This is a genomic window from Kitasatospora sp. NPDC056138 (assembly GCF_042264695.1).
GTDB lineage: Bacteria > Actinomycetota > Actinomycetes > Streptomycetales > Streptomycetaceae > Kitasatospora.
On record NZ_JBHJVK010000047.1, the window covers coordinates 26,874 to 40,708 of the forward strand.

Consider the following 13,835-nt stretch of genomic DNA (forward strand, 5'->3'; position numbering starts at 1 on the left):
ATGCTGCCGCGTTGACCGTGCCAGCGTGGTGGCGTGTGAGCATCCCCTTGTAGCGTAGAGGCCGTGACTGAAGGGGAAGTTGGGAGTCATGACGGAGAAGAGGCGGAAGTTCGACGCGGAGTTCCGTGAGGGGGCTGTGCGGATCGTGGCCGAGACCGGTAGGTCGGCGGCGGAGGTGGTGCGGGAGCTCGGGATCAACGAGACCACCCTGGCCTCCTGGGTCTCCCGGGCGTGGAAGGCCGGCGGTGACGGGACGCTGGGCGAGTCCGAGCGTGAAGAGCTGGCCCGGGTGCGGCGGCAGGCCGCCGAGCAGGCCAAGCGTGTCCGTGAGTTGGAGATGGGGCGTGATGCCCTCAAACGCTGCATGGTCCTGTGGGTGAAGTAGCTGCGGCGGACCCGGCGGCGCTCGTCGGGGTGATCAGCGACCAGAGGTCCGAGCACGGCATCCCGCACTCCGTCTCCTGCCGTGCACTCGGGGTGTCCGAGGCGCGGTTCTACAAGTGGCGCCGTCGACCGGCCGAGCCGAAGGACCGCGAGGTCAGGCGCGCGCGACTGGAGGAGCGGATCACGCACTTCTTCCGCCGCTCGGGCGACACCTGCGGCTCGCCGAGAATCACGCTCGACCTGTGGGCCGAGGGGTGGAAGGTCTCGGTGAACACGGTCTCCGAGATCATGGCCGAGCTCGGGGTCCAGGGCCGCAAGCCGCCGCGCCGCCGCCGCTCGTTGACCAGGCGGGGCAAGCGCAGAGCCGCCCGCGACCGGGACGCACGCGGTGATCGGTGCAGTGTTCGGCCCCACTCGAGAAGGCGAAACCTCCTACGCCCCCCGACTGTTGCATCACCTGAGCCCCGAGATGCTGGTGCTGTGCGACCGGGGCTTCAACGGCAATGACTTCCTCGCCTCCGTGCACGCCACCGGCACACGCGTCGTTGGCCGCATCAGCCAGCGCCGCCGCCCGCCGGTCCCGGAACCTCTCGCGGACTCCTCGTACTCTCTCGGTCATCGGCGGTGTCGCCATGCGCATCATCGAGGCCCAGATGCGCGTCGTCTGCACGGACGGTAGCGGCTTCGACGGCTCCTACCGGCTGGTGACCACCCTACTGGACGCCCAGCGCTACCCCGCCGACCGTCTCGTGCGCCTCTATCACGAACGCTGGGAGCACGAGAGCGCCTACTACGCCCTGCGTCACACCATCCTGCAGGGGCGAGTCCTGCGTTCGTGCGACCCGGTCGGTATCGAGCAGGAGATGTGGTCCCTGCTGCCCCTCTACCAGTTGTTGCGTCGGGCCATGGTCGGGGCTGCGGAGTCCCGGCCGGGGACCGACCCCGACCGCTGTGGCTTCACGATCGCTCTCCAAACAGCCCGCGACCTGCTGGTACGTGCGGAAGGAATCGTCGAGCAGGGGATCGGGTCGATCGGACGGCGAGCTCTGTCGACGCTGTCGCCGGAACGTCGGCCTCGCGTCAGTACCAGGAAGGTGAAGTCGCCCATCTCACGCTATGCGGAAAGGAAGATGGACGGCCGCCCCGACGGGAGCCGGACCGTGGCCTCCGTGACGATTGCCCTCCTACAACCTCCGCCCTCTCCGCCCGCGCTGCCGACCACCATGGTCCGGGAGTACGTCGGCGCCGGCCAGGTCGGCAACCGCATGACACGCGTCCTCGCCGCGCTGCAGGCAGAGCCCGAGCGGCAGTGGCGAGCCAGAGAAGTCGCCGAGCTCCTCGGTGATGTCACCCCCGTCACCACATATCGACAACTCGCCCGCTGGACCGAAAGAGGATTGATCAGAAGAATCCGAACGGGCCGCTACGCGGCGGCCGCCCCGACGAGGACCGCAGCTTTGCGCCCCCGGCCCAAGCGCTAACTACCCGGCCATGCACCAAAGTCACCAGTATTGGGCCTAGCCGTCCGCCGCGCAGTCGGCGGCCCGGCGCAGCAGCAGGTCGCGCTCACGCGTGTTGCGGGTGAGCCCGGCGGCACGTTCGAACTCCCGCCGCGCCTCGGCGAGCCGGCCCAGCCTGACCAGCAGGTCGCCGCGCACGCTGGGCAGCAGGTGGTACGCGCGCAGGGCGGGTTCGGCGAGCAGGCCGTCGACCACGGCCAGGCCCTGCTCCGGCCCGTACGCCATCGACAGGGCCACCGCCCGGTTCAGCTCCACCACCGGCGAGGGCGCCAGCGCGGCGAGTTCCCCGTACAGCGCGGCGATCCCCGGCCAGTCGGTGGCGTCCGGGGTGCGGGCGCGGGCGTGGCAGGCGGCGATGGCGGCCTGGAGCGCGTAGCTGCCCGGCGGCTCGCCGGTGCGGGCGGCCAGTGCCTGCGCCCGGTCGAGGGCGGCGAGTCCGCGCCGGATCAGGAGGTGGTCCCAGCGGGAGCGGTCCTGGTCCAGCAGCAGGACGGGCTCGCCACCCGGTCCGGTCCGGGCGGCGGACCGGGACGCCTGGATCTCCATCAGTCCGACCAGGCCGTGCACCTCGGGCTCCCCGGGGGCGAGGCCCGCCAGGATCCGGCCCAGGCGCAGCGCCTCCTCGCAGAGCCCGGGGCGGATCCAGTCGTCGCCCGCGGTCGCCGAGTAGCCCTCGTTGAAGATCAGGTAGATCACTTCGAGGACGGAGGCCAGCCGGGGCGCCAGCTCGTCCCCGTACGGGACTTCGAAGGGGACCTCGGCCTCGGCCAGGGTCCGCTTGGCGCGGCTGATCCGCTGCGCGACGGTGGCCTCGGAGGCCAGGTAGGCGCGGGCGATCTCCTTGGTGGTCAGCCCGCCGAGCAGCCGCAGGGTGAGCGCGACCCGGGAGTCGGTGGACAGCAGCGGGTGGCAGGCGGTGAAGACCAGGCGCAGCAGGTCGTCCTCGATGCTGCCCACCGCCTCGTCGAGGACGGCTTCGAGGGCCGCGTCGCCGTCCGCGATGCTCGTCGACCGCTCGCTCTCCAGGTCGCGCCCGAGCTCGGTGACCCGCTGCTCCAGGCGCTGCTGCCGGCGCAGCAGGTCGATCGCGCGGTGCTTGGCGGTGGTCATCAGCCAGGCGCCCGGGTTGCGCGGGATGCCGTCCCGTGGCCACTGCTCCAGCGCGGCGACCAGGGCGTCCTGGGCGAGCTCCTCGGCCAGTCCGAGGTCGCGGACGATCCGGGTGAGCCCGGCGATCAGGCGCGCCGACTCGATCCGCCAGACGGCGTCGATGGCGCGGTGGGTGTCGGTGGCCGTCACGACGGTCCATTCGACCATCCGACGCCCCACCGCGCCAGCGATCCGGGTCCCCGGGGCGGGGCCGGGCCGGGCGCGGACTACCCCTTGGACTCGTGCTCGGCCCGCCAGGCGATCTCACGCTCGGCGGCCTCGGGCGGCAGGATGTCGGCCGGGAAGTCCGACGGGTCGAAGACCTGCCGCAGTTGCACCTCGCCCTCCCGGAAGGGCACCCGGGTGGCCCACTCGATCGCTTCCTCCCGGGACTTCACCTGGATCACCCAGTAGCCCGCGATCAGCTCCTTGGCCTCGGCGAACGGGCCGTCGGTGACCGTGCGCCGCTCGCCGTCGTAGCTGATCCTGGCGCCCTTGGAACTGGCCTGCAGCCCGTCGAGGGCGAGCAGCACCCCGGCCTTGTCCAGCTGCTCGTTGTACCTGCCCATCTCGGCGATCATCTCGGCGGTGGGAAGCACCCCGGCCTCGCTCTCCGCGGTGGCCTTGACCAGCATCATGAATCGCATCGCCGTGTCTCCTCGGTCGGTCCTCGGCCCGTCCTTCCGGGCCCTACCTCTGCGTCGAACGGGGTCCGGCGTTCTCGACAGCGGGTGCGGAGATCTTTTCGAGCGGGCTCCGGCAGCCCCGGCCGCGCCGGGTGGCCGCCGTCCGCGGGCGGCAGCGCCCCGGTGACGGAGCTCGCCTCGTCGGGGCCAGGAACAGGATCGCCCCGGCCGCCTCCTCCGGCGCGCCGGGCCGGGCCATCGGGGTGGAGGTCCGGCGGCCCGCGGCAGCACGGCGCCCCGACCGGAGCAGGAGTCCGGTCGGGGCGTGGCGCACGGCGGTCGGGCCGGTCGGGTCGGGCCGGTCAGATGTCGACCGTGACGTTGTACTCAGTGACCCAGTTGTTGAACTCGATCAGGCGCTCGAGGATGGCGCGGGCGCTCCAGGGACCACCCACGTTGTAGGAGCCGGCCGGGACGTCGAGCAGGCGGCGGACCTCCTCCTCGGACACGATCCTGAACACCGGGGCGCCCTCGACCAGGATGCCCTCGACCCGGTCGCGCAGGGCGAGTTCGTACTTCTCGTCCTGGGTGGAGGGGTACGGGTTCTTCTTGCGGTCCAGCACCTCGTCCGGCAGCAGGCCGCGCATCGCGGCGCGCAGCAGGCTCTTCTCCCGGCCGTCGAAGCTCTTGATCGACCAGGGGGTGTTGTAGACGTACTCGACCAGGCGGTGGTCGGTGAACGGCACCCGGACCTCGAGGCTGACCGCCATGCTGATGCGGTCCTTGCGGTCCAGCAGGAAGTTCTCCCAGCGGGTCAGGTTGAGGTACGTCAGCTCGCGCATCCGCTCCTCGAGGCCGCTCTCGCCCTCCAGCCGGGGGACCTCGGCCAGCGCCTGCTCGTAGCGCTGCTTGACGTACTCGGTCAGGCCGAGGCGGTCCCACAGGCCGACCGTGCGCAGGGCGCCGATGCCGCCGGCCTGCTCGAAGGGGTGGTGCCACGGGAAGGTGTCGCCGTTGACGGCGCCCTCGTCGTGGAACCAGGTGTAGCCGCCGAAGAGCTCGTCCGAGGCCTCGCCGGAGAGGGCGACGGTCATCTGCTCCTTGAGCGCGCGGCACAGGATGAGCAGCGAGTACTCCATGTCACCGGTGGAGACCGGCAGGTCCTGGGCGCGCAGCACCTGGTCGCGGACGTCGTCGTCGAGGATGTCCTCGTTGTTCAGCTCGACGACGATGTGCTCGGCGCCGACGTGCTCGGCGACCTGGATCGCGTACGGGGTGTCCGGGTCGGCCCACTGGACGTTCGACTGGAAGCGGGTCTCGTGACCGGTGAAGTCGACCGAGAAGGCCTTGATCGGCGTCTCGACGCCCTGCTTCTTCAGCGCCTTCGCGGCCAGCGCGGTGACCGCGCTGGAGTCCAGGCCGCCCGAGAGCAGGGTGCCGACGGTGACGTCAGCGACCAGCTGGCGGTCGACGATGTCCTCCAGCAGCTCGCGGACCTTGGCGATGGTCGCGTCCTGGTCGTCGGTGTGCGGGACGGCCCGGAGCTGCCAGTAGCGCTCCTCGCGGTGGCCCTCGCGGGTGAAGCGCACGATGGTGCCGGGGCGGACCTCGTGCATGCCGCGGAACACCGCGTGGCCCGGGGTCTTCACGATGGAGAAGATCTCCTGGAGGCCCTCGCGGTCGATGACCGCCTCGGACTCCGGGTGGGCCAGGATCGCCTTCGGCTCCGAGCCGAAGAGCACACCGTCGGACGTCGGGTAGTAGTACAGCGGCTTGACGCCCATCCGGTCACGGACGAGCAGCAGTTCCTCGGTGCGGGCGTCCCAGATCGCGAAGGCGTAGATGCCGTTGAGCTTCTCGGCGAAGCCGGTGCCCCACTCGACGTAGGCGCGCAGCACCACCTCGGTGTCGCTGGTGGTGCGGAACTCGTGGCCCAGGCCCTTCAGTTCCTCGCGCAGCTCGCGGAAGTTGTACACCTCACCGGTGTAGGTCAGGACCGCCTGGGTGATCTCCGCGTCAGCGGCGATCATGGGCTGCTTGCCGCCCTCGAGGTCGATGATCGCCAGTCGGCGGTGTCCCAGGATGGCGTGCTCGGAGGTCCAGAGTCCGCCGGCGTCGGGGCCGCGGCACTCCATGGTGTGCGTCATCGCGTCGGCGAGGTCCGCGAAGGCCGACAGGTCACGCCCGTAACTCACCCAACCGGTAAGGCCGCACATGAGACAGGATTCCTCTCGTCAAGAATTGTCGTGTGATGCGTGCATCAGCACCCGGCGGGTCCCACGGACCCTGCTTGGCGCGGGCAGCTTTACGAAGACATGGCGCAGATCCGTGTCTACGGCGCATCGGAAGGGCGCATTCGGCCATCGACACCTTCCGAGGCGTACTCGACGTCGCCGTCAAAACCTCTGCACCGATCCCGTTCTCCCCTGCTCCATCTCACGGGTGTGGTGCTGCCACCCCGGGCCGAATCCGCTCTGTGATCGTGCCGTCAGGCGGAAAACCCGGGCAACCCATCACACCGAACACCGTCAGGTCGAGGACTCCTCGCGGGTGACGCGAAGCCGCCCGGCGGAGCCGGAAAGCCCTCAGGGGCGCGGGAGTCGAGCTCCCACGCCCCTGATGCGGCGGCCCGCACCCCGGAGGGCTACCGCAGGCTGCGCAGGTACTCGCGGTTGAGCACGGAGATGCCCGACAGCGGGATGCCCTTGGGGCAGGCGGTGGCGCACTCGCCCGTGTTGGTGCAGCCGCCGAAGCCCTCCGCGTCCATCGCGGCGACCATGCCGCGGACCCGGCTGCCGCGCTCGGGGGCGCCCTGCGGCAGCAGGTTGAGGTGGACCACCTTGGCGGCCGTGAAGAGCATCGCGGAGCCGTTGGGGCAGGCCGCCACGCAGGCCCCGCAGCCGATGCACTCGGCGTGCTCGAAGGCCAGGTCGGCGGTCTCCTTGGGGACGGGGGTGGCGTGCGCCTCGGGGGCACTGCCGGTCGGGGCCGTGATGTAGCCGCCGGAGCCGATGATGCGGTCGAACGCGGAGCGGTCCACCACCAGGTCGCGGACGACCGGGAAGGCGGCGGAGCGCCAGGGCTCGACGTCGATGGTGTCGCCGTCCTCGAAGTGCCGCATGTGCAACTGGCAGGTGGTGGTGCGCTCCGGGCCGTGCGCCCGGCCGTTGATGACCATGCCGCAGGCGCCGCAGATGCCCTCCCGGCAGTCGTGGTCGAAGGCGACGGGCTCCTCGCCGCGCAGGATCAGCTCCTCGTTGAGGGTGTCGAGCATCTCCAGGAAGGACATGTCCGGGCTGATCCCGCCGACCTGGTAGGTGGTGAGCGCGCCGGGTGCGTCGGGTCCCGGCTGCCGCCAGATCCGCAGGGTGAGGTTCATGCGTAGCTCCGCTGGGTGGGGTGGACGTACTCGAAGACGAGCTGCTCCTGGTGCAGCACCGGGGCGCTGCCGGTGCCCGCGAACTCCCAGGCCGCCGCGTACGAGAACTCCTCGTCCCGGCGCTCGGCCTCGCCGTCGGGGGTGCGGCTCTCCTCCCGGAAGTGGCCGCCGCAGGACTCGGTGCGGTGCAGGGCGTCCAGGCACATGAGTTCGGCGAGCTCGAAGTAGTCGATCAGCCGGTTCGCCTTCTCCAGCGACTGGTTGAGCTGTTCGCCGGTGCCCGGCACCTTGATCCGCTGCCAGAACTCCGCGCGCAGCTGCGGGATCCGCTCCAGCGCGCGGCGGAGCCCGGCCTCGTCGCGGGCCATGCCGCACTCGTCCCACAGGAGTCCGCCGAGTTCGCGGTGGAAGGAGTCGGGGGTCCGGTCGCCGTCGACGGCCAGCAGCCGGTCGAGCAGGCCGGTGGCGTCCGCGACGGCCTCCAGGACCGCCGGATGGCCGGCCTCGACGGGCGCGCCCGGCTGCCGCGCCAGGTAGTCGGCGAGGGTGGCGGGCAGGACGAAGTAGCCGTCGGCCAGCCCCTGCATCAGCGCGCTGGCGCCGAGCCGGTTGGCGCCGTGGTCGGAGAAGTTGGCCTCGCCGATCGCGAACAGGCCCGGCACGGTGGTCTGCAGGTCGTAGTCCACCCACAGCCCGCCCATGGTGTAGTGGATCGCGGGGTAGATCCGCATCGGCACCCGGTACGGGTCCTCGGCGGTGATCCGCTCGTACATCTCGAACAGGTTCCCGTACCTGGCCTCCACGGCCGCCCGTCCCAGCCGGCCGATGGCGTCGGCGAAGTCGAGGTAGACGCCCTGGCCGCCGGGCCCCACGCCGCGTCCCTCGTCGCAGACCACCTTGGCGGCGCGGGAGGCGATGTCACGCGGGACCAGGTTGCCGAAGGCGGGGTAGATCCGCTCCAGGTAGTAGTCCCTTTCCTGCTCGGGGATGTCCTGCGGCTGGCGGGTGTCGCCGACCGCCCTGGGCACCCAGATCCGGCCGTCGTTGCGCAGCGACTCGCTCATCAGGGTGAGCTTGGACTGGTGGTCGCCCGAGCGCGGGATGCAGGTCGGGTGGATCTGGGTGAAGCAGGGGTTGGCGAAGTAGGCGCCCCGCCGGTGGGCGCGCCAGATCGCCGTCGCGTTGGAGTTCTTGGCGTTGGTGGAGAGGTAGAAGACGTTGCCGTAACCGCCGCTCGCCAGCACCACGGCGTCCGCGAGGTGGCTGGAGACCTCGCCGGTCACCAGGTCCCGGGCGACGATGCCCCGGGCCCGGCCGTCGACCACGATCAGGTCCAGCATCTCGGTGCGCGGGTGCATGGCGACGTTGCCGGCCGCGATCTGCCGGGAGAGTGCCTGGTAGGCGCCGAGCAGCAGCTGCTGTCCGGTCTGGCCCCGGGCGTAGAAGGTCCGGGAGACCTGGACCCCGCCGAAGGAGCGGGTGTCCAGCAGTCCGCCGTACTCGCGGGCGAACGGCACGCCCTGGGCGACGCACTGGTCGATGATCTCCACCGAGATCTGCGCCAGGCGGTGGACGTTGGACTCCCGCGCCCTGAAGTCGCCGCCCTTGACGGTGTCGTAGAACAGCCGGCGGACGCTGTCGCCGTCGTTGCGGTAGTTCTTGGCGGCGTTGATGCCGCCCTGCGCGGCGATCGAGTGCGCGCGGCGCGGCGAGTCCTGGAAGCAGAACTGCTCGACGTGGTAGCCCTGTTCGGCCAGGGTGGCGCCGGCCGCACCGCCCGCGAGCCCGGTGCCGACGACGATCACGCGGTGCTTGCGCCGGTTGGCCGGGTTCACCAGCCCCGCCTCGAAGCGCCGCCGGTCCCAGCGCTGCTCGATCGGCCCGTCCGGCGCCTTGGCGTCCGAGATCGGCTGTCCCACTGTGTAGTCGAGGTACGAGGTCATCGGACGACTCCGGTCATGACGGCCACGGGAATGGAGATGAAGCCCAGTGTCAGTACCAGGGCGAGCAGGTTGGCGGAGACCTTCAACGCCCGGTCGCGGCGCGGGTTGTTGACGCCGAGGGTCTGCGCGGCGCTCCAGAAGCCGTGCCGGATGTGCAGACCGAGCGCGAGCATCGCCACGATGTAGATGCCGCCGCCGTACCAGGTCGAGAAGGAGGCGACCAGGTTCTGGTACGGGTGGTCGGCCTCGGCCCTCGGGTTCACCGTGAGGGTGGTCAGGTCCAGCAGGTGCCAGACCACGAACAGCGCCAGGATCACCCCGCCCCAGCGCATCGTCCTGGTGGCGTAGTCGGACTGCCGCCGCCGGTGCGCGTAGCCCTGCGGCCGGGCCGCCCGGTCGCGCCTGCTCAGCTGGTACGCCGCCGTGCCGTGGGCCAGCACGGAGGCCAGCAGGACCACCCGGGCCAGCCAGACGAACCAGCCGTGCCGCAGGAAGGGCTCGCCGACCGTCCTCAGCCAGGCCGCGTACCCGTTGAGCTCGTCGGGGCCGAAGAAGACCTTCAGGTTTCCGAGCAGGTGCCCCACCAGGTAGAGCAGCATGACCGCGCCGCTGACGGCCATGACCGCCTTCTTGCCCACGGTCGAGCGCCAGAGTGTCAGGAGGGTCGACGGACGCCTCCGGCCCGTCCCAGTCGCGAGTGCCATGCCGAACACGGTAGGAACGCGCTCCACGGTACGTCCAAGACATGATGCGGCTCGCCACGATAGGCACGGCCTATCGATGCTGCCTATAGTCGGGGCATGCAGCTGCAGCAGCTCCGCTACTTCGCGGCGGTCGCCGAGACCCGCAACTTCACCCGGGCGGCCGACCTGACACATGTCTCGCAGCCCTCGCTCTCCCAGCAGATCCGGTCACTGGAGCGGGAGTTGGGCGCCGAACTGTTCCACCGCACCCGGGGGAACATCACCCTCACCGACGCGGGCGCCACGCTGCTGCCGCTCGCCCGGCGGATCCTCGCCGACGCGGACAGCGCCCGGCTCGCCGTCCAGGAGGTGGTCCAACTGCGGCGCGGGCGCGTGCGGTTGGGCGCCCCGCCGAGCCTGTGCGGCAGCCTGGTGCCGGACGTGCTGGGCGCGTTCCGGCACAACCACCCCGGCGTCGAACTGGCGGTCCTGGAGGGCGGCTCGCAGGACCTGGTCGACGCGCTGGGCAGCGGCGAGCTCGACCTCGCGCTGGTCATCGCCCCGGAGGCGGGCGAGGTCGCCCCGCCCGCGCTGGAGGTCACCGAGCTGCTGCACGAGCAGCTGGTCCTGGTCTCGTCGACCCGCCTGCCCCGCAAGCGCGTCCGGGTCGAGGAGCTGCGGGACCGGCCGCTGGTGATGTTCCGCAAGGGGTACGCCTTGCGGGAGAGCGCGCTCGCCGCCTGCCGGGCGGCCGGGTTCGAACCGCGGTTCGCCGTCGAGGGCGGCGAGTTGGACGCCGTGCTCGGCTTCGTCCGGGCCGGGCTCGGCCCCGCGGTCGTCCCCGGCATGGTTGCCGCCCGCTCCGGCCTCCACCTGGCCGCCTTCGCCGGCCCCGGCCTCGGACGCACCATCGCCCTGGCCCACGGCCGTGACGTCCCGCTCACCCGGGCGGCGGCACAGCTGCGCGCCACCCTCCTCGGCCACCTGCGCACCGCCGCCGCCCAGGGCTCCCTCCCCTCGGGCACCCGCCTGCTCCCCACCGCCGGGTAGCGCCCCGGCCGGAGCGGGGCCTCCCCACCGGGCGGCGGAGGGGGCGGGTGACGGCGGTGCCCCGGCCCGGGACCAAGGGCTCAGTCGACGCAGGGGATGCCGCCCGCCTTCACGGCCGGGCCCTGCATCGGCAGCGTGGACGCCGGGTCCGGGGTGGCGTCGCCGTCGCCCGGCGCGGCGGAGCCCTGGTCCGAACCCGCGTCGTCCGACGGGTCGTTCGAGCTCGTGGCCGACGCGGCCGTGTACGAGGTTCCCAGGGTCACCACGATGCGGCCCGCCGGGACCGCCGAGGAGGCGGTCGCGGTCACCCCGTACCGGGCCGCGACCTGCTCGGCGCTGCCCTTGGCCCCGGCCCCGTAGACCACGGTGGTGGACCTCGGGTGGCTGCCCGCCTCGCCGACCCGTCCGGCCTTGAGGCCCAGGTCGGCCAGCGCCCTGGACTCGTTGGCAGCCGCCCTGGACACGTTCGACGCGTTGTAGACGTCCACCGTGCCCCTGAGCGGGCTGCCGGAGTCCGCCGCCGGGGAGGCCCCCGGGTCGCCGCTGCCGCCGCTGCCGCCGCCGCTGTCGGAGGGGGCGGGCACGGGCGCCGTGTCGTGGCCGAACAGCTGCTGGACGATCCGCTTGATCAGGTCGGGGTTGACGGTGTTGACGGCCTCGCCGCCGATGGTCCTGAAGCCGCTGATCGGCAGGGTGTTGAACTCGACGTTGCCACCGGTGAGGTTGGGCGCCTGCTGGGCGAAGTCCAGGATGTCCCACCGGTTGTCGATGACCACGTCCTTCTTCACCACGTCGAACAGCTTCTGCATCTGGCCGAGGTCGCCCACCACGCCCTGCTGCTTGAGCTTGTACTCGACCGAGGCGATGAACGCCTGCTGACGGTGCGTTCGGTCGAGGTCGCCGTTGGGCAGGTTGTGCCGCTGGCGGACGAAGGAGAGCGCGTCCGCCGCGTTCAGGTCGCTGTACCCGGCGGGGAGCTTGAGCCCGGTGCCGCCGCCCTCGTGGGTGGCCGTCCGGGCGACGATCGGGTCGCTCACCGGGTGGTTGAGGCAGACCCTGATCGGCTGCAGCGCCTTGGCGATGTCGTAGAAGCCGATCAGGTTGACCTCGGCGAAGTGGTCGATCGGGATGTCGAGGAGCTTCTGGACGGTCTGGATGGTCGCCGAACGCCCGGCCTCCCGGCTCTGCCGCTCCAGCTCCGCCTTGGACAGGCCCTTGCCCTGCAGCTTGCCCTCGGCGGCGTCCTTGGCGATCCCGTACGCCTCCTTGATCTTGTGCATCCTGCCGTCGGCGCCGACCGTCTGGACGTAGTCGTCGCGCGGGACGGACAGCGCCGTCACCTTGCCGCCGTTGGCCGGGATGTGCAGCACGATCAGGGAGTTGGTGTTGTAGCCGCCGATGTCGCTGCTGCTGCCCGCGTGCAGCTCGTTCTCGACCACGTCCGGCGGCAGGTCGTTGCCGTCCATGTCCTTGCGGCTGTCCAGGCCGATCAGCAGCAGGTTGACGGACTTGTCCAGGTGCGGCGGCGCGTTGCGCCTGGCCTCGTCCAGCGCGCTGGAGGTGGTCAACCCGTCGGACAGGTCCTTGAGTTCGTACCAGGTGAAGCCGCTCGCGCCGAGCACCGCCACCGAGACCGCGCAGGCCGCGGCCCGTCCGGCGACCAGCGCCGGCGAGAGCCGCGACCGGGCGGGCCTGCCGCCCTGCGGCCTGCGCGGCCGAGCCTGTCCCTGCCCGCTGTCAGCCACGACGGCCCCTTCCCTCACGCAGCATCCGGACGCCGACCGCCAGCAACGCGGCCAGCACCGCCGCCGCCATCACCGGGAAGGCGTGGGTCACCCAGCGCAGTGCCCCGGTCGCCAGCGCCTTGCCCTGGTACCGGTCGCCGTCGGCGAGGTACTCGGCCCCGACCGCGACCACGAGCACCACCACGGGCGCGGAGGTGACCACCCACCACCAGCCGGCCCGGCTGCTGACCAGCGTGGCGAGCGCCGCGCCCAGCACCGCACAGACCGCGAACACCACACCGACCCCGGACCCGGCCACCGCATCGACCGCGGCACCGAACAGCGGCAGTCCGATCGCCGGGTAGACCGCGGGCAGCCGGCCCGCGGGTGCCCCGGCGCCGCGTCGGACGTTCGCCGCACGCGCGTCCCGCTGGCCGCCGCGCGCTCCGGCACCCCCGGCCGCCGACGTGCGGGGGCCCGGGAAGGCGGACTGCCCGCGCCGGCCCGGAACCTGTCCGGTCTGCTCGGGACGCCGCGGCGGAGCCCCGCCGGTACGCCCCGCCGCACCCTCGCCCGAACGCCGGGCGGACGGAACCGGGCGCTGACGCCGTACCTCCGCCTCGTCGTAGGGCGCGCGCGCCCGTTGTCCCGCCATGCCCACACCCCTTGTTCGCTCGGCTGCTGCACTACCACGTCCGGCCTCGGCACCCGGCCGATGCGGATGGGCAGCGGACGGGCGGCACAGGAGCGCGAGTGCGCCCTCGTCACCACCTGGACACGCAACGCCCGAACGCCGGCTCCGACGCCCGGGCCGCCCTCACGGGCCTCCCACCAAGTTCTACAGACGTGTAGAGAATGAGCGAAGCATACAAAGGCACTCCCTCGAAGTCACCCGCAGGGGTGTAAGCCGTCCACCACTCGCCTACGTGCAACGAGCGACGGGCGCAGCGGTGGCGGTGCCCGACCCGGCAACCCGGCCGCACCCGCCGGCGGCCCCGAAGACCCGCCTGCCGCACGCCGGTGGCACCCCACCCGGCCGCGACCCGGTCGGCGCGGCGCCTTTGCAGGTCACAGCGGCTGCGCAGGGTACTCGCGGTCCGGCCGGCGCGAGCTCACGCCCGCGGCAACGGACCCGGCGCATCCGGCGCGGCGCAGGCGCGAACTCGCCCGGTGATCCGCGCACTTCCGGCTCCCCCGGCCAGGCGGGGGCTCCCACGGTCCGGCCGGACACACCCGCCCGGCGACCGGCGCCCGCGCCCGTACCCGCGCCTGCCCGACGGCTGCACCCGCGCCCGCACTGCGCCCGGCTCCGTGCCCGGCTCCGTGCCCGAGGCAGCCGTCACCGCCTCGCGGGATGCCGGGCCATCGCCTATACCT

The 13,835-nt window shown here is 72.1% G+C and carries 12 protein-coding genes; 4 read left to right on the plus strand and 8 right to left on the minus strand.

Features of this window, described 5'->3' with window-relative positions:
• Positions 1-88 precede the first annotated feature (88 nt).
• The 3 genes from ACFC1R_RS25705 to ACFC1R_RS25715 all read left to right on the plus strand — a co-directional run bounded on the left by ACFC1R_RS25705 (position 89) and on the right by ACFC1R_RS25715 (position 1,865).
• A complete protein-coding gene (locus tag ACFC1R_RS25705; protein ID WP_375942396.1) occupies positions 89-385 on the plus strand; it encodes a transposase in 297 nt (98 codons plus the stop codon).
• A gap of 92 nt (positions 386-477) precedes the next feature.
• A complete protein-coding gene (locus ACFC1R_RS25710; protein ID WP_375942453.1) occupies positions 478-891 on the plus strand; it encodes an IS3 family transposase in 414 nt (137 codons plus the stop codon).
• A gap of 125 nt (positions 892-1,016) precedes the next feature.
• Entirely contained in the window at positions 1,017-1,865 is an 849-nt protein-coding gene (locus ACFC1R_RS25715; protein ID WP_375942398.1) for a hypothetical protein, read from the plus strand.
• A 36-nt stretch (positions 1,866-1,901) separates the two neighbouring features.
• On the opposite strand, the gene ACFC1R_RS25720 is transcribed toward ACFC1R_RS25715, so the two are convergent.
• The 6 genes from ACFC1R_RS25720 to ACFC1R_RS25745 all read right to left on the minus strand — a co-directional run bounded on the left by ACFC1R_RS25720 (position 1,902) and on the right by ACFC1R_RS25745 (position 9,705).
• Positions 1,902-3,221, minus strand: coding sequence for an RNA polymerase sigma factor (locus ACFC1R_RS25720; RefSeq protein WP_375942400.1), 1,320 nt, complete (start codon positions 3,219-3,221; stop codon positions 1,902-1,904).
• Between the two features lie 59 nt (positions 3,222-3,280).
• A complete protein-coding gene (locus ACFC1R_RS25725; protein ID WP_375942402.1) occupies positions 3,281-3,700 on the minus strand; it encodes a YciI family protein in 420 nt (139 codons plus the stop codon).
• A gap of 341 nt (positions 3,701-4,041) precedes the next feature.
• The gene (asnB, locus tag ACFC1R_RS25730; protein WP_375942404.1) at positions 4,042-5,895 is read right to left on the minus strand and encodes an asparagine synthase (glutamine-hydrolyzing); all 1,854 of its coding nucleotides are present in this window, start codon (positions 5,893-5,895) and stop codon (positions 4,042-4,044) included.
• Positions 5,896-6,323: 428 nt separating this feature from the next.
• Positions 6,324-7,058 carry a succinate dehydrogenase/fumarate reductase iron-sulfur subunit gene (locus ACFC1R_RS25735; protein ID WP_375942405.1) on the minus strand — a complete coding sequence of 245 codons (735 nt, stop codon included), beginning with the start codon at positions 7,056-7,058 and terminating at the stop codon, positions 6,324-6,326.
• Positions 7,055-9,001, minus strand: coding sequence for a fumarate reductase/succinate dehydrogenase flavoprotein subunit (locus tag ACFC1R_RS25740; protein ID WP_375942407.1), 1,947 nt, complete (start codon positions 8,999-9,001; stop codon positions 7,055-7,057). The genes ACFC1R_RS25735 and ACFC1R_RS25740 overlap by 4 nt, the downstream gene beginning before the upstream one ends.
• Positions 8,998-9,705, minus strand: coding sequence for a succinate dehydrogenase cytochrome b subunit (locus tag ACFC1R_RS25745; RefSeq protein ID WP_375942408.1), 708 nt, complete (start codon positions 9,703-9,705; stop codon positions 8,998-9,000). The genes ACFC1R_RS25740 and ACFC1R_RS25745 overlap by 4 nt, the downstream gene beginning before the upstream one ends.
• A gap of 96 nt (positions 9,706-9,801) precedes the next feature.
• Here ACFC1R_RS25745 and ACFC1R_RS25750 point away from each other — a divergent pair, with 96 nt between their 5' ends.
• Positions 9,802-10,734, plus strand: a complete 933-nt coding sequence (locus tag ACFC1R_RS25750; RefSeq protein ID WP_375942410.1) for a LysR family transcriptional regulator — start codon at positions 9,802-9,804, stop codon at positions 10,732-10,734.
• An 80-nt stretch (positions 10,735-10,814) separates the two neighbouring features.
• Here the strand turns inward: ACFC1R_RS25750 and ACFC1R_RS25755 are convergent, their stop codons facing one another.
• Both ACFC1R_RS25755 and ACFC1R_RS25760 read right to left on the minus strand, forming a co-directional pair.
• Positions 10,815-12,479 carry an LCP family protein gene (locus ACFC1R_RS25755; RefSeq protein ID WP_375942412.1) on the minus strand — a complete coding sequence of 555 codons (1,665 nt, stop codon included), beginning with the start codon at positions 12,477-12,479 and terminating at the stop codon, positions 10,815-10,817.
• Positions 12,472-13,113, minus strand: coding sequence for a DUF6542 domain-containing protein (locus ACFC1R_RS25760; protein ID WP_375942414.1), 642 nt, complete (start codon positions 13,111-13,113; stop codon positions 12,472-12,474). The genes ACFC1R_RS25755 and ACFC1R_RS25760 overlap by 8 nt, the downstream gene beginning before the upstream one ends.
• Between the last annotated feature and the right edge of the window lie 722 nt (positions 13,114-13,835).

What these genes read in the sequence shown, in the direction of transcription:
- ACFC1R_RS25740 (WP_375942407.1), bottom strand. Translation starts at nt 9,001, where the DNA reads ATGACCTCGTACCTCGACTACACAGTGGGACAGCCGATCTCGGACGCC.
- ACFC1R_RS25725 (WP_375942402.1), bottom strand. Translation starts at nt 3,700, where the DNA reads ATGCGATTCATGATGCTGGTCAAGGCCACCGCGGAGAGCGAGGCCGGG.
- ACFC1R_RS25750 (WP_375942410.1), top strand. Translation starts at nt 9,802, where the DNA reads ATGCAGCTGCAGCAGCTCCGCTACTTCGCGGCGGTCGCCGAGACCCGC.
- asnB (WP_375942404.1), bottom strand. Translation starts at nt 5,895, where the DNA reads ATGTGCGGCCTTACCGGTTGGGTGAGTTACGGGCGTGACCTGTCGGCC.
- ACFC1R_RS25745 (WP_375942408.1), bottom strand. Translation starts at nt 9,705, where the DNA reads ATGGCACTCGCGACTGGGACGGGCCGGAGGCGTCCGTCGACCCTCCTG.
- ACFC1R_RS25705 (WP_375942396.1), top strand. Translation starts at nt 89, where the DNA reads ATGACGGAGAAGAGGCGGAAGTTCGACGCGGAGTTCCGTGAGGGGGCT.
- ACFC1R_RS25715 (WP_375942398.1), top strand. Translation starts at nt 1,017, where the DNA reads ATGCGCATCATCGAGGCCCAGATGCGCGTCGTCTGCACGGACGGTAGC.
- ACFC1R_RS25760 (WP_375942414.1), bottom strand. Translation starts at nt 13,113, where the DNA reads ATGGCGGGACAACGGGCGCGCGCGCCCTACGACGAGGCGGAGGTACGG.
- ACFC1R_RS25720 (WP_375942400.1), bottom strand. Translation starts at nt 3,221, where the DNA reads ATGGTCGAATGGACCGTCGTGACGGCCACCGACACCCACCGCGCCATC.
- ACFC1R_RS25735 (WP_375942405.1), bottom strand. Translation starts at nt 7,058, where the DNA reads ATGAACCTCACCCTGCGGATCTGGCGGCAGCCGGGACCCGACGCACCC.